The organism is Grimontia sp. AD028, assembly GCF_000973155.1.
GTDB classification, from domain to species: Bacteria; Pseudomonadota; Gammaproteobacteria; order Enterobacterales; family Vibrionaceae; genus Enterovibrio; species Enterovibrio indicus.
Genome location: NZ_LASY01000077.1, coordinates 15,711 through 38,246, shown reverse-complemented (window position 1 = coordinate 38,246; position 22,536 = coordinate 15,711). Strand labels below are relative to the sequence as shown.

The following is a 22,536-nucleotide window of genomic DNA, read 5'->3' as shown; positions in this document are numbered from 1 at the left end:
GATGTTTAAATTGCTTCCGCTAACCACTCTGAAAACTGCTTAACTTTCGGCAACACAGTCACACTCAATACAAATGCACATGGCCAAGCAACCACAAAGCTCTGCCCCCAAACTTGAGGCCAATCAGCAGAAAACCCCATTTTGTAGCCGGAGATCAACCCAGACATAGTGACTGCCATCACTAATGTGCTGAGTGCTGTTGTTATCCAAAACCGTTTCCTTTCCATTTCTCACCTCAAACTTGCTGTGCTTTTGTCTTTGGACTTAAGATAAATAAATCCATAAACGAGATATACAGGCACAATTTGAACCATGAATTCCATTTTTGGAAACATTGACGATCTCTATCTCTTTTGCCAAATCATCCGTGATGGCTCGCTGCTTTCGGCATGTAAGTCATTAGGGTTACCAGCTTCTACGGTGTCTCGCCGGATCAGCGCGATGGAAAAAAGGCTCAATGTTCGATTACTGGAAAAGCGAGGGCGAGAGCTCGTTGCGACAGAGTCAGGAGAGCGAGCTTATGAACAACTCATTAGCAGCATGGAGCAACTTGAATCCGGGATTGAGCAAATTCTACAAGATAGCAACGAGGTGTTTGGCAACCTCAAGCTGACCATGCCAAATAACTTCTATCATGGGTTTGTTGGGGATGTGATTAGTCGATTCCTTGAGGATTATCCCAAGGTAAAACTTGAGATTATTTTAAGCCAAGAACAGCAGATCCCGACAACAGATAGGGATCTCTTAATGACCTTCGATTTAACCGGCCTTGAAAGCTTCATTGCCAGGCCACTTTTTACGGCCAGACATGGCTTCTTTGCCAGCGAGGGTTACCTGAGAAAGTATGGAGAGATCAAAACAGTCGATGCACTAAAGCAAGCAGACTGGATCGCAGTGGATAAAGTCTGGAACATAAACCTATACCGCGAACAGGTTCTTGAGCACACTATTGCCATACGTCCTAAATTAGTGGTCAATGATATCACTGCGGTGATTACCGCCGTTGAACAAGGCATTGGCGTATCATCCCTTCCATTTCGCCATACCTCTGGCAATGAAAAACTCAAAGAGATTTTGCCGGAGTATACACGAACCGACAGAACAGCCTATTTGGTATACCGTGAACGGCAGCATCAGCCCCGCGCACTGACCTTACTGGTGGATGCGTTACTGTCAGCCACAAAAGCGATTAACTATGAGCAGACGCCAATCGAGGCACAGTAAATAGGAAGCTCGCTGGTGAATCAGAATTTAAGCAAGAAAAGCACCCATTAACGGCTAGACTCGGGGAAACAACGCGCTAAAGAAAGGACGCATTGAAATGAGCGAGCAAAGAAAGCAATGGATTTACGATCTCCTCAAGAAAGGCATTGAGCATGGCGATCCTGAAGCCGTCAAAGTTGTCGATGAAACTCAGTACAAACAGCACAACCCTATGACAAAAGAAGGCGATGTCGGGCTAGCTGAGCTGTTTGCAAAACTGGCAAAGACTAACCCTCATGTTGAAATTCTGCGCATTTTCTCAGATGGCGATTATGTGTTTGCCCATACCGAGTATGACTTTTCCAGCGTAAAAATCTGTTTTGAAGTATTCCGGTTCGAAGGGGATAAGACCGTCGAGCATTGGGACAATTTAGAGCTCAAGCAGCCCAACAATGCTTCTGGCCGAAGCATGATTGATGGCGAAACAAAAGTCGCCGACTTGGAGAAAACAGAATCCAATCGCGAAATCGTCATCAATCTTGTTAATCAAGTATTGATAGGTCAAAACCCTGAAGTAATTCCTCTCTTTTTCAATATCACTGACTATACAGAACACAGCCCTGAGCTCAGCAATGACCTGGATTCGTTGAAACAAGCCCTATGCAAAACACTGCCAGATGGCTCGCCATATGTTCATTACCAAACATTACACCGCACCTTTGCAGAAGGTAACTTTGTCCTGACCGCTTGCGAAGGTCTGCGTGTCGGCGTTCACACGGCCTTTTATGACCTGTTCAGATTAGAAAGCGGAAAAGTGGTCGAGCATTGGGATACCGTGGAAGAGATCCCCCCGCGCGAGATTTGGAACAACCAGAACGGGAAGTTCTGATTTAACCACTTGACGAGATTGAGATTCCAAATGATACTGTATATATAAACAGTATCATTTGGAGGTGCTCATGAATACGAAAGAGTTTGACCAGTTGCTTGAACGGGTTAACCAAAGCCGTAAAGCAGCCTTGAAAGATAATACGTTTATTGAACAGGCTGAACTCCACGCAAAAGAGTTAGCACGTATAGAAAGCATGAACATGCGCCCGGTGAAAAAGCGGGCGAAGAAAAAGAAAGTCACTGCACCGAAGCGTTTCTCGAACGTTTACGAGGGATTCGCAGAAAGCCGCGACGATGTTTTCCATTACTGAGTCAGAGAGAATTCTGGCTAAGCTTATCCCAACGCATCATGGCTTCTTTACCTGATTCATACCCTAGGTAATAAGCCTTCTTAAGAGGCGCCTTTTCCCTGCTAAGGCGCTTCAATTTGAAGTCTTCTGGCGGGCAAACCTGAATAATCTCCACGCCTTCCGGCGGATGCTCAATCAGTTCAAGTGTTTCGTTGTATCGAATGTGACGGGTCAGCATCGGCTCTATCAAGGCAGGATGATCTTTGAGTAGCCGTTTAGTCAGCGCATCAAACTTGGAGGCGGATTTTCGATAGCATGCCGGACGGCTTCGGAGCACCATGATTCGGGTGGCACCGCGTCGAATAGCTTCAGCAACAGGAATCGCATCTGCCACGCCACCATCGACATATCTCACGCCATTCAGTTCCACACCGTGTCGGTACATCACTGGCAGTGCGCTGCTGGCTTTCATGGTTTCGGCCAACATTTCAACATCCGGTGTATGGTACTCAGGTTCGCCATTATCCTGTCTAGTGACACCTAAAAAGAACGGCCTTGGGTCTGCTTTCAGAACGTCTTTGTCGATACCAAGTTCTTCCAACGTGACTTCCCACATCCAGTCGAGATCCATTAAGTCACCGCCCATGGCGAACTGGCCCGGTCTCAGGAATTCTTTGCGAAGGCTGTAATCAAGGTAGATTTTCAGGTTCCGTCCCGGCATGTCAGCCAAGTATGCAGCCAGATTACTGGCGCCTGCTGACACGCCCCAGAAGCTATCAAAAGGCGAGAAGTTTTTCTCCATGAAGTAGTCAAGAATGCCGCACGAAAACACGCCGCGCATTGCACCACCTTCTACAATGAGTGCAGATTTCCCAACCTTCTCCATTTATTTTTCTCCTACAAACTCCGTCACCGAGCCTCGTTCCACTACGGCTGGCTCCAACTCTACGACCTGAGGTTCGCTACCACTGTTACTGATGCGTTGAATCAAAGCATCGACCGCGGCTTTTCCGAGACGATACTTAGGCTGATGCACGGTAGTGAGCGATGGTGTCATGTATTTCGCCAAGTGAATGTCATCGTATCCCATCACGGACAAATCTGCTGGAACGGAAATCCCCTGTTCGTTGGCAGCGTTGATAAGGCCCATCGCCATCATGTCGTTACCAGCGAAAATCGCGGAGGGCAACTTACCGCTGTTCTGGAATTTTGCAAGCGCCTGATAACCGCCTTCACATTCAAAGTCGCCTTCCACCACCCATTTGGGGTTGATGTTGAGGGCCGCCTCTTTCATTGCGCGTTTAAAGCCCTGATAGCGCATTTGCGCCTGATGTTTAAGCAACGGCCCGGTGATGCAACCAATTTCTCTATGCCCTTGCTGGATAAGGTGCTTGGTCGCCAGATAACCCCCACGCAGGGAGTTATCCTGAATCTTGTCGCAAGGCAGGGAAATCGGCCCCCAATCCATCACCACCACAGGTACGGATTGAAGCTTTTCAAGGATTTCTGAATACTCCCCTTCCAGCGTTGAACACATCAGGATGAAACCATCGACACGCTTTTGCATCAGGGTATCAATAGACGCTTTCATCCGTTGTGCATCACCTTCAGTATTACAGAGGATAAGGTTGTAACCCGCGTGATAGCAGCTTCGCTCCACACCCTTTACCACCTCACCAAAGAATGGGTTGGTTGATGTGGTCACAATCATGCCAAGGGTGTTAGTGCGGTTGGTTTTGAAACTGCGCGCCAAAGCAGACGGCGCAGTGTAATGGAGTTCTTTAGCAGCGTTATTCACGCGCTCTGCAATTTCATCACTGACAAAGCGCGTTTTGTTGATGACATGGCTAACGGTCGAGGTTGAAACACCGGCTAACTTCGCGATGTCTTTCATTGTCGCCATGTCTTCTCCTTAATCAGGCGTGTGCTTTTAGGAATTCGTCCACTTCATCACGTGTGGGAATCGATGTCTGGGCACCAAAGCGTGTCACAGAAATCGCCGCTGCTGCGTGAGCAAACTTAATCGCTGATTCTAAAGGCATTGATTCCATTAGACCAGTCACGAATGCACCATTGAAAGTGTCGCCTGCTGCAGTGGTGTCCGTTGCTTCTACACGGAATCCTGGCACGATTTGACCTTCGCCATTCTGGCTGACATACACACCTTTCGCGCCCAGCGTGATCATCACGGTTTCAATGCCTTTCCCATGCAGTATGTCTGCTGCCGCTTTTGCTGATGCATCATCTTCCACCTTCACGCCCGTCAGCACTTCTGCTTCTGTTTCGTTTGGCGTGATGATGTCGATACAAGCCAACAAACTTTCAGGCAATTCGCGGGCAGGAGCAGGGTTCAGAATCACTTTGGTGTCATGGCGCTTGCCAATTTGAGCTGCCAACTCGATACCATCCAGCGGTGTTTCCAATTGCATCAGCAAGTATTCAGCATGACGAATGCGTTCAAGTTCAGGTTCAATGGCTTCTGCCGTCAATTTGGCGTTGGCTTCTGCAGAGATACAAATGCTGTTTTCGCCGCTATCAGAGACTTGAATCATGGCGATACCCGTTGGGCAATCTGCCTGCATTTTCACGCCACTGATATTGATGCCATCGCACTTGAAGCTTTCGCGAATATTCACGCCGAATGGGTCGTCGCCCACACAGGCAATAAAGCCGATGTCAGCTTTCAAACGCGCTGCAGCCACAGCCTGGTTTGCGCCTTTACCACCGGGAATCACCTGATAATTGCGACCATGCAGGGTTTCACCCGGACGGGGAAAAGAAGGCACCTGTAATACATGGTCTGCGTTAACGCTCCCTAAAACCACTAACTTATTCATCGCGCTATCCTCAGCCTCCTTCAGGGAGACCTTATTGTTGTACTAAAAAACTGAGTGATTTAGGCTCTTTATCAAGAATCTAAAGCAATCGGTTCTGCACTCTCCCTCAAAGCCGGAGGACTCACAGACCCTCCCATTTACAAGGGGAGGGTCTGGCTGAGGTTTTCCCTGTTAGACTTACTGAGTGACCACTTTTAGCGGAACAGGAATCGATTTTTGAACCGGCTCGCCTTTCAGCATTTTATCTGCCACTTCAACACCAATAGCACCAATTAATTCAGGCTGTTGAGCGATGGTTGCCGCCAGTTTGCCACGTTTTACCGCTGCAATGCCGTCATCGGTGCCATCAAAGCCAACAATCATCACGTCTTTGCCTGACGCTTGCACCGCACGTAATGCGCCCAATGCCATTTCATCATTCTGCGCGAATACAGCCTGAACATCCGGGTTAGCTGCCAGCATATTCTCCATAACGTTCAGACCTTTAGTGCGGTCAAAGTCAGCAGGCTGACTCGAAAGCAATTCCATTGATCCGCCATCCACCACTTTCATGAAGCCTTCGCCACGTTCACGCGCTGCTGATGTACCAGCAATACCTTCCAGCTGAATGACCTTAGCCTGCTCACCGACTTTCTCCATGATGAACTTGCCCGCCATTTCGCCGCCTGCCACATTGTCAGACGCAATATGGCTCACCACTTCGCCGCGCTGCGCACCACGGTCTAATGTCAGAACTGGGATTTCGCTGCGGTTCGCAATGCGGATAGCGTTAGAAACTGCTGCGGAATCCGTCGGGTTGATCAGAATCGCTTTAACGCCACGAATGGTCAGATCTTCCACATTCGAAAGCTCTTTGCTCGGGTCGTTTTGGGAATCCAGAACAATCAGCTCATAGCCCAGCTCTTTTGCTTTGTTCTCTGCACCTTCCTTCATGGTGACAAAGAAGGGGTTGTTCAGTGTAGACACAACAATCGCCATGGTGTCTTGCGCTTGTGCAGCCACGGAAACTGTTGAGGAAAGCAGAGCGGCTGAGATAAGCATGGATAGTTTTTTCATTGTCTTCATCCTTTTGTTTTTGATGCGCCAGTGAGGGGGACACCGGCGCGTTCTACACGTAAATCGTTGGTTTAATATTGGATTCGTAGGGTTACTTGTTTTTGTTGTCGACCATGACCGCCGCGAGAATCACCGTCGCTTTGGCAATCATTTGGTAGTAGGAGGAAACGTCCAGCAGGTTCAGGGCGTTATTGAGGAAGCCGATGATCAGCGCGCCAATGAGGGTACCCATGATGCGGCCTTTACCGCCCATCAGACTGGTGCCACCCAGTACCACTGCAGCAATCGCATCCAGTTCGTAGCCCATACCTGCGGTAGGTTGTGCTGAAGAAAGACGTGACGTTACGATGATGCCTGCAAGAGCTGCCAACAGGCCACAAATTGCGTAAGCACCGATCTTCACTTTGTCGACATCGATACCGGACAGGCGGGTAGCAGATTCGTTACCACCAAGCGCATAGATGTAGCGACCAAAACGGGTGTGGTTCAGCAGGTACCAGATCGCTGCAAACACAATCACCATCAACCAGACTGGAACCGGAATACCCAGTGCGTAGCCAGTACCGAACCAGGCAAACGCATCAGCGGTATCAGTAAAACCGGTAGAAATTGGACGGCCTTCGGTGTAAACCATGGTCACACCGCGCAGCAGTGTCATGGTGACCAGCGTGGCAATAAACGCCTGCACTTTGCCTTTGGCGATAATGATGCCGGAAATCGCTCCCAGTACCGCACCAGCAAAGAGCGCGGTTGGCACTGCCACCAGCACAGGCACTTCCATCGCAATCAGTGTTGCGGCAAATGCACCACACAGCGCGAGAACTGAACCCACACTCAGGTCGATCCCTGCGGTCAGGATCACCAGTGTCATACCTACCGCAATAATCGCGTTAATCGACGTCTGGCGAAGAATGTTCAGAATGTTGTCGACGGTAAAGAAGTTCGGGTTTAAAAACGACACCACGACAATCAGAAAAAGAAGCGCAACAAGAGATTTCTGTTCTATCAACCACTCTTTGCTGAACAGCTTTTTACCTTCAGCTTTTGATTGGGTTACGGCGTTACTATTCATGCTGCATCCTTCTTAACGTATTTACCTACAGCGCAGGCCAGTAATGTTTCTTGATCGGCATCTTTGGCATCGAACTCCCCGGTGATACGGCCTTCGTGCATCACCATAATTCGGTCACTCATTCCAAGCACTTCCGGCATATCGGAAGAAACCAGAATGATGCTCATACCTTCTGCTTTGAATCGGTTGATTAGCTGATAGATCTCTTTCTTTGCACCCACATCGACGCCACGGGTTGGCTCGTCGAGAATAAGCACGCGCGGCTTGGTCATCAGGCCTTTGGCAATCGCGACTTTTTGCTGGTTACCACCAGATAAGTTGCCGATAAGCTGCTCGCGGGTTGGGGTTTTGATGTTGAAGAGTTGGATGAAATCGTCGACAGCCATGACTTCGTCGTTGTGGCGGATTTGCATACCTTTGCTCAGCTTGTCCAGAGAGCAAATCGACATGTTTTCCTTCACTGACAGTCCCAGAATCAGACCATCGCCTTTTCGATCTTCAGAGATGTAAGCAATACCGTTGATCAATCCATCACGTGGGCTGATTGGGTTAACGGTTTTGCCATTGAGTATGATGTCGCCGCCGTCGCGTGAAAGCGCGCCGTATATCACCTTCATCAGTTCAGTGCGACCTGCACCCATCAGGCCGGACACACCGAGAATCTCTCCGCGCTTCAGGGTGAAGCTGACGTCTTTTACACCCACACCGGAAACGTTTTTCACTTCCAAACAAGTGTCGCCATGGGTCACTGCAATACGCGGATATTGCTCTTCCAGCTTGCGGCCCACCATCATTTCAATCAGGCGGTCTTCATCGATATCTTTCACCTGACATTCGCCGATAAATTTGCCATCACGCAGCACAGTAATATCATCGCAAATAGTGAAGATTTCTTTCAGACGGTGAGAGATATAAACGATGCCGCAGCCTTCGTCCCGGAGCTCACGGATGACCTTGAACAGCGATTCTGTTTCGGTGTCAGTCAATGCATCTGTTGGTTCATCCATGATGATGACCTTAGATTCAAACGACAGTGCTTTGGCAATCTCCACCATTTGCTGTTCGCCCAAACTCAGCGCACCCAACAAGGTTTTTGAGCTGTGTTTCACGTTCAGTCGTGCCAGCAATTTATCGGCTTCGGCGTACATCTTCTCCCAAAGCACGCGGCCGAATGGGCCAGTGAATTCACGGCCGAGGTAAATGTTCTCAGCAATCGTCAGTTCAGGGATCAGGTTCAACTCCTGATGGATAATGCTGATACCTGCCTGCTGCGAATCACGTGGCCCTTTGAATGCTGCTTCTTTGCCTTCGTAATGAATCGAGCCACCGTCCAACGCGTGAATGCCAGTCAGCACTTTCATCAGCGTCGATTTGCCTGCACCGTTCTCTCCCATCAGCGCCATCACACGGCCTGGATAAACGTTGAGGCTGGCTTTATCCAACGCTTTCACCCCGGGAAAAGCTTTCTCAATCTCGCTGAGTTGCAATATTGCCTGAGTCATAGGAATGTCCTCGTCTCACTCAAATTCAAAGCGTTTAGAAAACCACGCCAGCTTGGAAAATCACGTTCGCATAAGGTGTGCATTCACCAGTGCGAATCACCGCATGGCTGTCATTGGTGCGTTCTTTGAATTCCTCATGCGAAAGGTATTGGATGGAAATCGATTTACCGCTGCGTGTTTCTTCGTTACGGATTTCCTGAATCAGTGCTTCATGGCAATCAGGACTTACTGTCACGAACTCTTCTGCCAGGATGATCCCTTCGATCTGAGACTCCGTCAGCACAACACGCACCGTCTCCAGAAAGCCCGGAACACCGTGAGTCAATGCCAGATCAATGCGCGCGACATGTTGAGGAATGGGTAAACCGGCATCACAAATGGTGTATTCGTCGGTATGACCCAGCGTAGAGACTAGGTGTGCGATATCAGAGTTCAGTAAGGAACTTTTTTTCATTCTTAACCTTCTTACAGCGGTCATTAATCGATGAACCACCAACCTGACTTGGGAAATTTGGCTGGAAAACCGATCTCATCGAAACGTTTCGCTGACGGTAATCGAAACGTTTCGATTCGTCTTTATAAGAAATTTTCAGGCGTGATTTTGATCGCTTATCTTTAGACATTTGGGCAGGGAAATTTGAGCTGACTCACTGTCAGCAAGAAAGCGAAATAGCGTTTCTAAATCTCAAACAGAGCCATTATTAGACGCACATTGAAAGATGATTACTCTAATTGAGATCGATTACACCAGTACAAAAAAAGCGAAAGATACCGATTTCAACAGAAAACGAATACATACCAAGGAAAAAATCAAACATTTTATTAACACATCTCATTTATAGAACTCCGAAGCCGCTGGCAGCGCCTTACGATGAACCTTGAGGCAGTAAGGCTTTACCCATAAAAGGTCAATGCGCAGCAATACGTTTCACAGTGAGCAACAGGACGAAACCCATGCCCACTGAAGTCGGATACGATCACCCGCCGAAACCGCTACTCACTCGTCCCAGATAAGTAACGCAACACTACTGACCCTCATACTTGCGGTGAATTCCAATAAGAACCCACCGCACCCTCAGTCTATATATGTAAACATCTGGAGGTAACATGAAGACTGATATTCCAGAGGGTGCCCGTGCGCCCATGTTCTGGGAGGCGATCATCTCGCTTCTTTCCCTTGTTGTCGGCATCAGCGTTTCCATCGTCATTTACGGACTCGACCCACAGGTTCCCATGTTGTTAGGTGTCGTCGTGGCCAGTGTCGTTGCACTTCGCTGTGGCTTTTCATGGAAAGATATTCAATCCGGCATGGTGAACGGTATCTACAACGCCCTGCCTGCAATGATCATATTGATGATTGTTGGCGCCCTTATCGGTGTTTGGATACTCGCTGGTGTCGTACCGACACTGATTTACTACGGCCTGCAAATTCTGGCACCGGAAATCTTCCTGCCTGCATGTGTGATTATCTGTGCGGTCACCTCACTCGCAACCGGTACAAGCTGGGGTACCACAGGGACTATCGGTGTGGCACTGATGGGCGTGGGTGGCGGCCTTGGCTTCCCACTTCCGCTGGTTGCAGGTGCGGTACTTTCTGGCGCGTACTTTGGCGACAAAATGTCTCCCCTGTCTGACACCACCAACCTGGCGCCAGCCATGGCGGGCACGGATCTGTTCACCCACATCAAACACATGTCGTACACCACGGGTGTGAGCATTTCGATCACTCTGGTTATCGAAGCGGTGTTGGGACTCAAATACAGCGCATCAGGCGGCGACATTGAGCGTATCAATAGTATTCTGACGACACTAGACAGTACCTTCTTCATTAATCCCGTTTTATTCCTTCCCCTCTTTCTTGTGCTGTTCGTGTCTTATAAGAAGATGCCCGCCATTCCAGGAATTGCGCTGGGTGTAATTGCTGGTGCGATATGTGCTGCTGGTCTTCAAGGGGCTGATTACAACGCTATTGCCAGCGTAGCCTTTGGTGGATATACCTCTGAAACCGGTATCGGCGATGTGGACTCACTGCTGTCACGCGGTGGCCTGGATTCCATGATGTACACCATCAGTCTGATCATCGTTGCCATGATGTTTGGTGGTGTGATGGAGCGGACTAACCAACTTCGCGTGATTGCAGACAAGATCCTCGCTGCTGCAAAATCCACGGGTTCACTGGTGGTTTCTACTGTGCTCACCGGTATTGGCGCCAACCTGATTCTGTGTGACCAATACATGGCGATCGTGATGAGTGCGCGAAGTTATGCGGAAGCTTACAAAGAACGTGGGCTTGCACCGGAAAACCTCTCCCGCGCGGTGGAAGATTCGGCCACCGTCACGGCTAACCTTGTTCCTTGGAACTCTGGTGGTGCTTATCAGGCAGCCACATTGGGCGTTGCCACGCTGGCCTACTTGCCATTCAATTTCTTCTGCTGGATCTCCCCACTCGTGACCATTCTGTTTGGTGTGATGGGTTGGACCATGTGGAAAATTGACGATCAGCAAGAAGCGCCAGAAGCTTCAGTTGAACGAAACATATGATGTAGTTTCAATATACCTTTAAGGCTGCCATGGGCAGCCTTTTTATTATGATAAATACAAAAAATGTCTTTCCTTTCAACACCAATGCCTGCCTTCTTCATCAAAAATTTCGAACGAAGAATGAATTGTGATTTCTTTGTGAGAAATTTGAGAGATTTGTTCATTAACGTTTCCTAAAGCAACACACATCAGCGCTGAAGGTATTCAGCTAAGCAAGCTCTAGGGAGTGTTTATCCATGACAGTTCTTGTTAACTCGGTATTTTGTCCGCCTACACCTGGCGGCAATACCAATGAGCCAGGACAGTTCTTCAACCTATCACCACTTGCAAAGCTCAGTCAGCAAGAGCGTCTGCAGTTTGTCTCTTTTGGCCGAGGTCCTTCAGTTAAACCTTCGTTTCCCACTTTGAGCATGGCAATCGAACACCATGCGAGGGAAACGCCTTTTGCAATTGCCGCGATTGATGGCAGACAAACGATTTCCTATCGTGAGCTGGACGCCGAGGCCGAAAAGCTCGCCACCTTATTGCAACGGCTGAAAGTGAAATCCGGCGACTCAGTCGGCATTTTTCTTTCACGCTCAATTCCCATGCTGGTAGGCATGCTGGCTTGTTTGAAGATTGGTGCCAATTATGTGCCCCAAGACGCCGGTGTCGCACCGAAATCCCAACTCTCCCATATCATTGATGTCGCCCGCATCCGGGTCGTATTTACCCTTTCCAAACATAAGCACGACCTGCCCGATTCAGACGGCACTATCCGCTTAGAGCTGGATACATTGCTCAAATCACCTGAATTTAAGTCTATGGAAGCGGGTGGAAAGCGGATTACCAAACCCAATGACGTCTGTTTTGTCTTGTTCACCTCTGGCACGACCGGAAGACCCAATGGCGTGCAGGTCACCCACAAAAATGTCGCCAACATCGTCATGACATCACCGGGGAACCTCGGCGTGAAACCGGGCATGCGGGTCGGGCAGATCCTGAGCATTGCTTTTGATATGTCAGCATGGGAAATCTATGTTGCATTGTGTCATGGCGCTACTCTCCTTATCCGCGACAGTTCCATTCAGCAAGCCGCCAGCAACGCTGACGTAATTATTGCGACCCCTTCGATTCTGGGACAGATAGACCCGGAGGCATGCCCCGACGTAAGAACGGTCGCGGTAGCTGGCGAACCTTGCCCAGTGCCACTGGCAGAAATCTGGGGGGCGAAATGCGATTTCTACAACTCCTGCGGCCCAACCGAAACAACCATTATTAACACCGCAAAACTGTTCAAACCCGGTGACCGACTCACCATTGGAAAACCAACACCGAACAATACTGTGTATGTGCTTAACGATAACCTCGAGCCCTGCAGCATTGGTGAAGTGGGCGAGATGTGGGCGGGCGGCATATGTGTCACCAAAGGTTATCTCGCCAATGTCGAACTGAGTCAGGCACGTTATCGCCCTGACCCCTTCCTGGGTGATGGACACGTGATGTTCCGCACCCGCGATTTAGGGCGCTGGAACCTAGAGGGAGAGCTGGAGCACTTTGGTCGCACCGACGATCAGGTCAAAGTCAGAGGTTTCCGTGTCGAGTTAGATTCGGTCTCCTCCCATCTGGAAAACCTGGAGGAATGCCGACTGGCCGTCACCCTAAAAGTGGACGACAGGCATTTGGCGTCTTTCGTGGTGCCGTCGAGTGTGGATGAGCAAACTGCAATCGACCATGTGGCTACTCATCTTCCCTATTACTCCGTTCCAATCCGCGTAATTGCATGTGATGAGTTACCCCTCACAGACCGGGGCAAAATCGACAAACGCCAACTGCTCTCCCTTTTTGACACTGCCATGGAATCAACCAAGGAAGGTAATGCATGATGGCTCCCTACTCAGAAACCGAATTACCGGCAAAGCAGGGGTTACTGCAACGCGTGTGGAAATATCCTGCACTGGAACATTATTTTCGTCTGGTGATTGTTATATCTCTGGTGAACTTTGGTTGGCTGGCTTATGGGATAACGGAAGGAAATTGGTTTAACCGAAACCATCTCGACCTTACCAGTCTGAGCAACATGGTGATCGGCAATTTCTTTGTTGCGGTGTTGGTTCGCCAGCAATATACGATCAACTTATTGTTCTGGCTGGCCACCCGCGCGCCTGTGACCTGGCCGCTTTCTATTCGATGGCATTTGGGTAAGATCTATCACCACGGTGGTCTGCATTCTGGCTGTGCTATCAACGGTAGCCTTTGGTTTGCGCTGTTTACCGGTGCCATCATCTACCAAAAAATGCACGCCCTCAGCCCAGTGTCAGATCTCAGCCTGTGGTCGACGCTCGGAATCATTGGCTTGTTAGTGGTGATGATTGCGATGGCAATGCCAAACATTCGCAAGAAATATCACAATGCCTTCGAAGCCTCTCACCGCTTTGCGGGGTGGTCCGTGCTTATCCTGTTCTGGGTGCAAACGTTGTCGATTGCCAGCGACCAGAATCCAGCGCAACCACTGTGGGACTTTGCCCAGCAAACCCCTTCAGTCTGGTTGCTCAGTATCATGACCTTCAGCATTCTCCTGCCCTGGCTTCGCCTTCGTAGGGTGCCCGTTGAGATCACCACGCCGTCTAGCCATGTTGCGCTGTTGAAGTTCAATTATGGAGTCACGCCATTTGCTGGCTCTTCCATGGCAATAAGCCGTTCACCTCTGATGGAATGGCACCACTTTGCTAATGTCCCTTCACCAGATGAACCAGGCTATCGTCTGACCGTGTCACGCGCCGGAGATTGGACGGGGAAGCTAATTGACGACAAACCTTCCCACGTTTGGGTGAAAGGCATTCCGACTGCGGGTGTGGCGAATATTGAAGTGCTGTTCAAGCGCGTGGTGTACGTGGCAACAGGCAGTGGCATTGGGCCATGTCTCCCTCACCTGTTAGCCCAAAAGCTTCCGATGCAGTTGGTGTGGTCAACGCGTAATCCGAGAAAAACCTACGGCGACGCCCTCGTCGATGAGATTCTCGCTGCACAGCCTGACGCTCTGATATGGGATACCGATGAGCTTGGCAAACCTGACATGGTACAACTCGCATATGCCGCCTATCAGGCTTTTGATGCGGAAGCCGTGATTTGTATCTCTAACCAAAAACTGACCAGACAAGTGGTGTATGGCATGGAAAGCCGCGGCATTCCCGCTTACGGCGCCATTTGGGATTCTTAATAAGAGGCTTTGACGATGAACATCAAAACAGAAGTCGATGGCAATGTAGTCATCATCCAACTGCACCGTCCAGAGAAACGCAACGCACTCTGTACGCCACTTCTCGAAGAGCTGATGGAAACATTAACAAGCTATGACGCAGACCCGAATGTCGGATGTTTCGTGGTGACGGGCTCTGAACAGGTCTTTGCTGCCGGCGCCGACATCAGTGAAATGGCAGAGATGAGCTATCAGGAAATGACAGCAAATGATTACTTCGGAGGCTGGGAGGCGTTTACCCGTATCCGCACGCCAATCATTGCTGCCGTGTCCGGGTATGCGCTGGGAGGAGGCTGTGAACTCGCCATGATGTGCGACACCATATTCGCCACAGAATCTGCACGTTTTGGTCAGCCTGAATTGACCATCGGTGTCATTCCCGGCATGGGCGGTTCCCAGCGCCTCACTAAGCTGGTCGGAAAATCCAAAGCCATGGACATGATCCTGACGGGCAGAATGATGGATGCCGTTGAAGCAGAGCGCGCAGGATTGGTTTCCCGTGTAGTGCCAGATGGACAATTAATGCAAGAAACGCTCGAAGCCGCTAAAACCATCGCACGATATAGCAAGCCCGCGGTTCTACTGGCAAAGGAGTGCGTGCTAAACGCAGAAAAACTGTCTGTGGAAGATGGGGTTCGAATGGAGCGCCGCGCGTTTCATGGGCTGTTTGCTACGGAAGATCAAAAAGAAGGCATGCAAGCTTTCATCGAAAAACGACAACCGCAATTCATTGGAAACTGACATCTCGTTTCTGTTTTTAGCGCTTGTCCTGAGCGCTTTTTTTATCGCGTGATTCTACTTCTGGCTAGTATCTAACTTTAGACAACTTCCTGTTTCACCGCTCGATACACTCTCCTATGCAACTTTTTGTTATTAGGGGCTGTTGAGTATCCTCAGCAGCCCTTTCTGATCTGTATTCGAGGCGTTTTCAATGAATGAAAGCAATCCGCCGCAGGAGGCGAAAAACACACCCGCTGCCGCTAACGAGCCAAAAGCCGCCAGTAGCGCCCGCCGTTTCACTTACTACCTGATCGGGGCTGCGCTGGTTATTTGGTTCTATACGCTGTGGGCAGATCGCGTCACGCCCATGACAGATCATGGCCGCGTTAATGGGCAACTGATACGCATAAGCCCGCAAATCTCAGGACCAATCTCTGCCATTTCAATCCTCAATAATGCAGAGGTTAAGCGTGGCCAACTTCTGATGTCCATCGACAAACAACCCTTCGAATTGAACGTCAACGCAGCAAGATTGGCGCTTCAACAATCCACACAATCCGTGAATGCCGATTCTGCCGCCATTGACGCTGCGAAAGCCAATGAAGTTGCCGCCCGCGTAAAAGTCAGCAATGCCAAACAACATGCAGAGAGAAACATGGCACTGGCAAGACGTGGCGTCGTCAGTCAGGCAACGCTGGATGACAGTTTAGCGTCTCTTGATGCCGCTAAAGCGAGTCTGGCTCAGGCCACGGCTGATCTAGCGAAAGCGCAACAGGAACTGGGCCCCAAAGGAGAAAGCAACCCACAAGTAAAAACCGCCTTGAACAATTTAGACCAAGCACTGCTCAACCTTTCCTACACAGATATCCGAGCGCCCGCTGCAGGGGTGATCACCAACATGAACCTGTCTGCGGGAGATTTCGCGGCGACAGGTAAACCGCTCCTGACGTTTATCAATAATCGTCATTTTTGGCTCACTGCCATGGTCACGGAGAACTCTTTGGCTTACGTGAAGAAAGGTACCGTGGTTAAGATTGTGTTTGATGCTTACCCCGGCGAGATTTTCCATGGAGAAGTCACTTCCGTTGGCTGGGGAAGCAGCGGTAATGGCAGCCTGCAAGTCGATAGCAACAGTGGTTTGTTTGATTCACCAACTGGCATACAGCATTCGCAGCGGTTTCCCGTCAATATCCGCTACTTTGATTTGCCGGCAGATATCCAGCTTCGCTACGGCGGTCGCGCTACAGTCAGCTTCTACCCTGGGCAGTCAACCATTGGTGAGTTGCTACTGGATACCTGGACCTGGCTTTGGAGCTACCTGAGCTATGTCTCTTAGTTATGCCTCATCAAGCCATGTTTAGAAACAGTGGTAACGGAATCATCCGTGTTGCTGTTTTTCCTGTGCTGCTTCTGTTCTGGCAGCATGTTTTTGGCACAGACATTCCGCTTCTTGCACCTGCGATTTGTGCGGTATTCCTGACGACATCACCCAAGCCTCCGCCTCTTATCATGGTGTTTCTGATGGCAGCCATCTTGTTTGCCACCGCCTGGTTTCAGGGGGCCTTGAGTAACCTTCTGATAGACCAGCCCTTGGTCTATTACTGTGTACTGTTTGTAGTATTTTACTGGTGCATGCAGCGCGCACGTGAAAACCCGCAGGATTTACTGGCAACGCTCTTGATTGTATCGACCGCGATGATTGCCGTGTTTTCCCGTCAGAAAGGCCTTGATGTCAGTCAGATCCCGCTGGCTTTAATGAAGAACATACTGATTGCGGGTTTTACTGCCTACCTCGGCTATTTTCTGGTGCCGGGCGGCGACCCTATTGCCCCCGATCCTGTTCCTGCTCCCCACCAGCCCATTCATACGGAAATCTGGCATATCGCTTTCAAAGCCGCCGTGGTACTCATTGTGCTGGTGAATGCGATCAGCTTTGATTTGGTTCAGAGCACCATTGTCACCATTACTGTTGCACTAATCATCAAAGACCCCGATCCCTCCGCTGGCCACAATTACGGCGTTCGCAGGCTATTGGCAACGTATGCTGGCTTTCTCTATGCCCTTCCTGTGCTTTTAATGAATCTGCTTCAAACCAACCTTATCGGACACGTCAGTGTGACCATCATCTGTGCCTTGTTGATGGGAATCCATGCCGCCACCAAGCGCGCCAGCTTCAACACCATTCAACTTTTATATTCTGGCTTCGTCGTGCTGATTTATTACGGTATTACCCAAAACGCCGGAAGTGCTTTCATCGAAGACGGCAAGAGGTTGCTGTCCATCATGGCAGCCGTGCTACTGGGAACCTGCGTTTTAATTCTGCTTCAACCTACCCAAAGGCGGTTTGGGTAAAAGATTTGTCGACGTCTTCTCAATTTGATTTTTTTATTGATGACAGTTATAACTTTCTAAACGATAGTATTATCGTTAGCTTGAATTAATGAGTTTCAGGTTGGTCAAAATGATGAATGTGAATAAATTAAATCGCTGGTGTACCCAGGACTACAAAATCGCTTTTTTCTTCCCTGCATAAGCATTCCCTTTGCGCAGTCCCTGCGCGCACTTATCGAAAAGTCGTATCAATAACCCGATTCACTTAATTGTGTTTTCGTATTGTCACGCTTACTGCTTCGATAATTAAAACCTAATGCAAAAATTCGAAATCAGATTAATTTCCTGACGGAAGACTAGTGCCTAAATAAAATGAACAATTGGCAAGTTTTCCGTCAGATAAAAAGAAAGGGTAGAAAAAATGGAAAACTTCAAACACCTCCCAGAACCATTCCGTATCCGTGTGATTGAGCCAGTAAAACGCACCACCCGCGTGTATCGCGAAGAAGCTATTTTAAAAGCGGGCATGAACCCCTTCCTGTTGGACAGTGAAGACGTGTTTATCGACCTGCTGACAGACAGTGGTACAGGCGCTATTACTCAGGAAATGCAGGCAGCCATGCTGCGCGGTGATGAAGCCTACAGCGGCAGTCGTAGCTACTATGCGCTGTCTAACGCGGTAAAAGACATCTTCGGCTATGACCTCACCATTCCAACTCACCAAGGGCGTGGTGCAGAGCAAATCTACATTCCTGTGTTGATCAAAAAGCGCGAGCTAGAGAAAGGGTTGGATCGCAGCAAAATGGTGGCGCTGTCGAACTACTTCTTCGACACCACACAAGGCCATACCCAGGTAAACTGCTGCGTTGCCAAAAACATTTATACCAAAGATGCGTTTGATACCTCTGTTACTGCTGACTTTAAAGGCAACTTTGATCTGCAAAAGCTGGAAGCAGCTATCCTCGACGCTGGCGCAGCCAACGTGCCATACATTGTGAGCACCATTACCTGTAACTCCGCGGGCGGTCAGCCGGTTTCTATTGCTAACCTGAAAGCGGTGTACGAGATTGCCAAACGCTACGACATTCCGGTGATTATGGACTCTGCGCGCTTTGCGGAAAACGCCTATTTCGTCCAGCAGCGCGAACCCGGATTCAAAGATTGGACGATCGCTGAAATCACCCGCGAAGCTTACAAGTATGCGGATGGCCTGGCGATGTCAGCGAAGAAAGATGCCATGGTTCAAATGGGTGGACTACTGTGCTTCAAAGACGACGCTTTCATGGACGTTTATCAGGAATGCCGCACCCTTTGCGTGGTGCAGGAAGGCTTCCCAACTTATGGCGGTCTGGAAGGTGGGGCCATGGAGCGCTTGGCTGTGGGCCTTTATGACGGTATGCGTCAGGAATGGCTGGAATACCGCATCAAGCAGGTTCAATATCTGGTTGATGGCCTAGAAGCGATTGGCATTGTTTGCCAACAGGCCGGCGGCCACGCGGCGTTTGTAGATGCCGGCAAGTTGCTGCCACACATTCCTTCTGACCAATTCCCGGCACATGCGTTGGCGTGTGAGCTTTACAAAGTTGCCGGCATCCGGGCAGTGGAAATCGGTTCACTGCTTTTGGGTCGCGACCCTGCCACTGGCAAACAACACCCATGTCCGGCTGAGTTGCTTCGTCTGACCATCCCGCGTGCGACTTACACCCAATCACACATGGACTTCATCATTGAAGCGTTCGGTGAAGTGAAGAAAAATGCGCACAATGTGAAAGGACTCGACTTTACGTATGAGCCTTCCGTCCTCCGTCACTTTACGGCAAGACTCAAAGAAGTGGAGCCAGCGGAAGTAAAAAAGCACAACGCTGCTGAGCTGGAAACCACAGTGTAGAAACTTATTAGAGCACAATGAAAATTGCGCTCTTTTTTATATTAGAAAAATTATAAATCGCTAAATCCAATAACGTGAGAGAAATAAACAATGGAAAAGAGCCCATCGTTAGTCGGTGGCTCCTGCATTATCGCCAGTGTTTGTGTTGGCGCAGGAATGTTGGGGCTACCCAGTTCGGGAGCAGGCGCATGGACAGTTTGGTCAATCCTCGCTATTTCAGTGACTATGATCGTGATGACTATTTCAGGCTGGATGCTTCTTGAGTCATTTAAACACTACGATTTAAAAGTGTCTTTTAATTCCGTCACCAAAGATCTTCTAGGCAATAAGGTTAATTTCTTTAACAATCTAACAGTTTATTTTGTGGGTGGCATTTTACTTTATGCCTATATCACTTCTTCTGGGTTAATTCTGCAAGAATTAACAGGAATGAGCAGCCAGCTCACATCCATTCTGTTCGTTGCCGTGTTTTCTCTGTTCGTCTGGCATTCCACCCGGGCAGTCGACCGAATTTCTGTCGTTCTTATTGCCTTTATGGTATTGAGCTTCGTCTTCGGCGTATCAGGCATGGCAATCAATGTGGATGTCGCAGTGCTGCTCGATGTCGCCAACCCAGAGCGCCAATATGCCCCTTATGCGATGGCGATGCTGCCAGTCGCCCTGACCTCCTTTGGCTATCATCATTCGGTCTCGTCAATGCGCGCTTACTATGGCGAGGAGAGAAAGGCGAAATACGCCATTCTGGGTGGCACCATTATCGCGCTGGCGCTTTATTGTTTTTGGCTCATCAGTATCTTCGGCAACCTGCCACGCCATGAGTTTGGCCCGGTCATCGAGCAAGGCGGCAATGTCGACGTGCTTCTGAAACAGCTTGATGGAGTAATCGCGTCCGAGAGCATTTCAAAGGCGATTAATGCCTTTTCAATGGCCGCGATTTTGTCTTCTTTTATCGGTGTGGGTTTAGGTGTTTTCGACTTCTTGGCCGACTTCTTCAAGTTTGACGATACCAAAGCTGGCCGCACCAAATGCTGGTTAGTAACTTTTCTGCCACCGCTGGTGATGTCACTGTTGTTCCCGTTTGGATTTATTGTGGCAATTGGTTATGCAGGCGCTGCCGCAACGGTTTGGGCCTGTATCATACCTGCCCTGCTGGCAATGAAATCCCGCACCTTGTCAGGCGGAAACCAAGGGTTTATGGCGCCCGGTGGCAATGCCATGATTGGCGCTGTGATCCTCTTCGGTGTCCTCACCGCACTGTTCCACTTCCTCGCCATGGCAGGCAAGTTACCTTCATTCATCGGTTGAATCACCGATAAAACAATAAGGCCGATTACTCGGCCTTATTGTTTCCTGAAGGCGTCCCTTCGTCGTCATCTTTAGAAACCGCGCTGAATGAAGGTAATGTCACCGGGTGCCCGTTTCTTTCTTTAGCAGAGAGATGCATGTCTTCACCTTGTGTACCTTCCTCCTCGTCAGAGGTTTCCGCGTTGACTGTCGGATAATCCGTTTTTAAGGGTGGGGAATCCTCTTCAAAGTCCATTGCCGTTGGCACCGCTCTGATCTGGGCGCTCGGTTTCGCCATCACGGAGGACAATACAAAGCAAACGCGGTAATGCGGCATTTCGGTGACTTGTGGTGGTGACACTTGGAGCTGACTTTGGTGCAGACTGAGAATGGCATCCACAATCTTGCTTCCCATACCCAATGAGCCAGTGTCACTGGTTTCATCAATGGCGTTTTCAATGCAAAAGCTAACGTTCGCTCCCTTGGCCTTGGTGGCGTCCATCAGAATGGAAGCGCGTGCGGGGCTATGTCGAATGGCATTTTCCATTAAGTTGTCGAACACGCGGTTTATCAGCACTTCATCTGCGAACACATTTAAGGGTTCGGAAACCGTTATCACTAAATCGACCTGTTTCTTTTTCAATTGAAGTTCGAAACGGTGGCGAACATCCTCAAATAGCTCGCGCACATCAATCTCTCGATAAGAGAGCACAATCTTTGCGGATGGTGATCTCGCAGCTTCAAGCTGACTTTTTAAATGTCCCTGTAGGCGTTGGGCATTGTGGTAAGCCGTGTCGATCATGCCCCGTCCTTCATCATGCTGGATTCGCCAGGTTTCGAGATACCCGAGAATATTCGCCAAGGGCGTTTTCAGGTCATGGCTCAATTGCACCAAATGCTCGCGTCGTTGTGCTTCTTGCACCCTAAGCTGAATAAATTGTTGTTGGATAACCGCCATCATTCTGCGGTATTGATTCGCCAGCTCCTGAAGTTCCGGTGAGCGTAAATACAGTGGGGGAGAAACCCGAAATTCGGTTTTCGCTGATTCTTCTATCTGCTTCACCATCAGCCTTCCCGGCGTGATGATTCCGCGATGAACCATGCGATAAACCACCAAAGCAAAAAGCAAAATCGCGACCAGCGCAGCGGCTACAACCGGTGCATACTGAAGCAAACTTTCGGTATCGGCAAAGGCGTTGTATCCCTGACTGCCAATAAGAACATAGAGGTAACCCGCCACCTGTCCATCAGCATCAATTTGTGCCGCAGAGAACACCTTCTCACCTTGTTGGGATAAGGGATCTTCTCCTAAAACAGGGAACGGCTCTCCGCGAAGAAACTGTTTAATAGGCTCAACATCTACCTGCAAACGGATGACATCTTCTTTAGGAGGACCAGAGGTAGTGATATTGCCTTGAGGGTCAAGAAAGTAGATTTCAAAGTCTGGGCCCAGCAACATCAAAGTATGAAAGATAGAGGACAGTGCTTCCGGACTATAGTCATCACCGACCATCAAGGGGTTATCGTCCCGCATGTGCATTGCAAGATCTTGATGCAGCAGTTGCCGCGAGCGCTGTTCATTTTGCTGCCACACAGACACACTTAGCAGTGTTAAAAGTGCTGCGCTGCACAAGAACCAAATCAAGGTGAATAACAGCAGACGGTTTTTAAACGCCAATATTT

General features: G+C 49.4%; 20 protein-coding genes. 11 read left to right on the top strand and 9 right to left on the bottom strand.

The genetic code is table 11. From position 1 onward, the window contains the following. Positions 1-5: 5 nt before the first annotated feature. Positions 6-227, bottom strand: a complete 222-nt coding sequence (locus RN22_RS17225; protein ID WP_046306133.1) for a DUF2798 domain-containing protein — start codon at positions 225-227, stop codon at positions 6-8. An 85-nt stretch (positions 228-312) separates the two neighbouring features. Here RN22_RS17225 and RN22_RS17220 point away from each other — a divergent pair, with 85 nt between their 5' ends. The 3 genes from RN22_RS17220 to RN22_RS17210 all read left to right on the top strand — a co-directional run bounded on the left by RN22_RS17220 (position 313) and on the right by RN22_RS17210 (position 2,405). After that, the gene (locus RN22_RS17220) at positions 313-1,224 is read left to right on the top strand and encodes a LysR family transcriptional regulator (protein ID WP_002541180.1); all 912 of its coding nucleotides are present in this window, start codon (positions 313-315) and stop codon (positions 1,222-1,224) included. Between the two features lie 97 nt (positions 1,225-1,321). Continuing rightward, entirely contained in the window at positions 1,322-2,092 is a 771-nt protein-coding gene (locus RN22_RS17215) for a hypothetical protein (RefSeq protein WP_046306132.1), read from the top strand. Between the two features lie 70 nt (positions 2,093-2,162). Further along, positions 2,163-2,405 carry a hypothetical protein gene (locus tag RN22_RS17210; RefSeq protein ID WP_046306130.1) on the top strand — a complete coding sequence of 81 codons (243 nt, stop codon included), beginning with the start codon at positions 2,163-2,165 and terminating at the stop codon, positions 2,403-2,405. A 1-nt stretch (position 2,406) separates the two neighbouring features. Here the strand turns inward: RN22_RS17210 and RN22_RS17205 are convergent, their stop codons facing one another. The 7 genes from RN22_RS17205 to rbsD form a co-directional block, all read right to left on the bottom strand. Beyond that, a complete protein-coding gene (locus tag RN22_RS17205; protein WP_046306128.1) occupies positions 2,407-3,270 on the bottom strand; it encodes a patatin family protein in 864 nt (287 codons plus the stop codon). Then, the gene (locus tag RN22_RS17200; protein WP_046306126.1) at positions 3,271-4,287 is read right to left on the bottom strand and encodes a substrate-binding domain-containing protein; all 1,017 of its coding nucleotides are present in this window, start codon (positions 4,285-4,287) and stop codon (positions 3,271-3,273) included. A gap of 13 nt (positions 4,288-4,300) precedes the next feature. Beyond that, positions 4,301-5,221 (bottom strand): ribokinase, encoded by a 921-nt coding sequence (rbsK, locus tag RN22_RS17195; protein WP_046306124.1) that lies wholly within the window; start codon positions 5,219-5,221, stop codon positions 4,301-4,303. Between the two features lie 177 nt (positions 5,222-5,398). After that, positions 5,399-6,277 (bottom strand): ribose ABC transporter substrate-binding protein RbsB, encoded by an 879-nt coding sequence (gene rbsB / locus RN22_RS17190; RefSeq protein ID WP_002541175.1) that lies wholly within the window; start codon positions 6,275-6,277, stop codon positions 5,399-5,401. A gap of 91 nt (positions 6,278-6,368) precedes the next feature. Further along, complete coding sequence (gene rbsC, locus RN22_RS17185) at positions 6,369-7,349, bottom strand: ribose ABC transporter permease (protein ID WP_046306121.1); 981 nt, start codon at positions 7,347-7,349, stop codon at positions 6,369-6,371. Beyond that, positions 7,346-8,851 carry a ribose ABC transporter ATP-binding protein RbsA gene (gene rbsA / locus RN22_RS17180; protein ID WP_002541172.1) on the bottom strand — a complete coding sequence of 502 codons (1,506 nt, stop codon included), beginning with the start codon at positions 8,849-8,851 and terminating at the stop codon, positions 7,346-7,348. Before rbsA ends, rbsC begins: the two co-directional genes overlap by 4 nt. 34 nt (positions 8,852-8,885) lie before the next feature. Then, entirely contained in the window at positions 8,886-9,305 is a 420-nt protein-coding gene (rbsD, locus tag RN22_RS17175) for a D-ribose pyranase (protein WP_046306119.1), read from the bottom strand. 653 nt (positions 9,306-9,958) lie between these two features. Here rbsD and nhaC point away from each other — a divergent pair. From nhaC to RN22_RS17130, 8 genes are all read left to right on the top strand, one after another. Then, positions 9,959-11,392 carry a Na+/H+ antiporter NhaC gene (gene nhaC, locus RN22_RS17170; RefSeq protein WP_002541169.1) on the top strand — a complete coding sequence of 478 codons (1,434 nt, stop codon included), beginning with the start codon at positions 9,959-9,961 and terminating at the stop codon, positions 11,390-11,392. Between the two features lie 236 nt (positions 11,393-11,628). Then, positions 11,629-13,257 (top strand): amino acid adenylation domain-containing protein, encoded by a 1,629-nt coding sequence (locus RN22_RS17160; RefSeq protein ID WP_046306115.1) that lies wholly within the window; start codon positions 11,629-11,631, stop codon positions 13,255-13,257. Continuing rightward, positions 13,254-14,591: a membrane protein gene (locus RN22_RS17155; protein WP_046306113.1), complete on the top strand. Its 1,338-nt coding sequence runs from the start codon at positions 13,254-13,256 to the stop codon at positions 14,589-14,591. The genes RN22_RS17160 and RN22_RS17155 overlap by 4 nt, the downstream gene beginning before the upstream one ends. 15 nt (positions 14,592-14,606) lie before the next feature. After that, positions 14,607-15,371, top strand: a complete 765-nt coding sequence (locus RN22_RS17150) for an enoyl-CoA hydratase-related protein (RefSeq protein WP_046306111.1) — start codon at positions 14,607-14,609, stop codon at positions 15,369-15,371. A gap of 190 nt (positions 15,372-15,561) precedes the next feature. Beyond that, the gene (locus RN22_RS17145) at positions 15,562-16,686 is read left to right on the top strand and encodes an HlyD family secretion protein (RefSeq protein WP_046306109.1); all 1,125 of its coding nucleotides are present in this window, start codon (positions 15,562-15,564) and stop codon (positions 16,684-16,686) included. 17 nt (positions 16,687-16,703) lie between these two features. After that, positions 16,704-17,702: a DUF2955 domain-containing protein gene (locus RN22_RS17140; protein WP_046306149.1), complete on the top strand. Its 999-nt coding sequence runs from the start codon at positions 16,704-16,706 to the stop codon at positions 17,700-17,702. A gap of 400 nt (positions 17,703-18,102) precedes the next feature. After that, on the top strand, positions 18,103-19,569 hold the full coding sequence (gene tnaA, locus RN22_RS17135) for a tryptophanase (protein ID WP_046306107.1): 1,467 nt from the start codon (positions 18,103-18,105) through the stop codon (positions 19,567-19,569). Between the two features lie 90 nt (positions 19,570-19,659). Beyond that, a complete protein-coding gene (locus RN22_RS17130; protein WP_046306106.1) occupies positions 19,660-20,874 on the top strand; it encodes an aromatic amino acid transporter in 1,215 nt (404 codons plus the stop codon). Between the two features lie 25 nt (positions 20,875-20,899). Here RN22_RS17130 and RN22_RS17125 read toward each other — a convergent pair whose 3' ends face one another. Beyond that, positions 20,900-22,531, bottom strand: a complete 1,632-nt coding sequence (locus RN22_RS17125; RefSeq protein WP_046306104.1) for a HAMP domain-containing sensor histidine kinase — start codon at positions 22,529-22,531, stop codon at positions 20,900-20,902. Between the last annotated feature and the right edge of the window lie 5 nt (positions 22,532-22,536).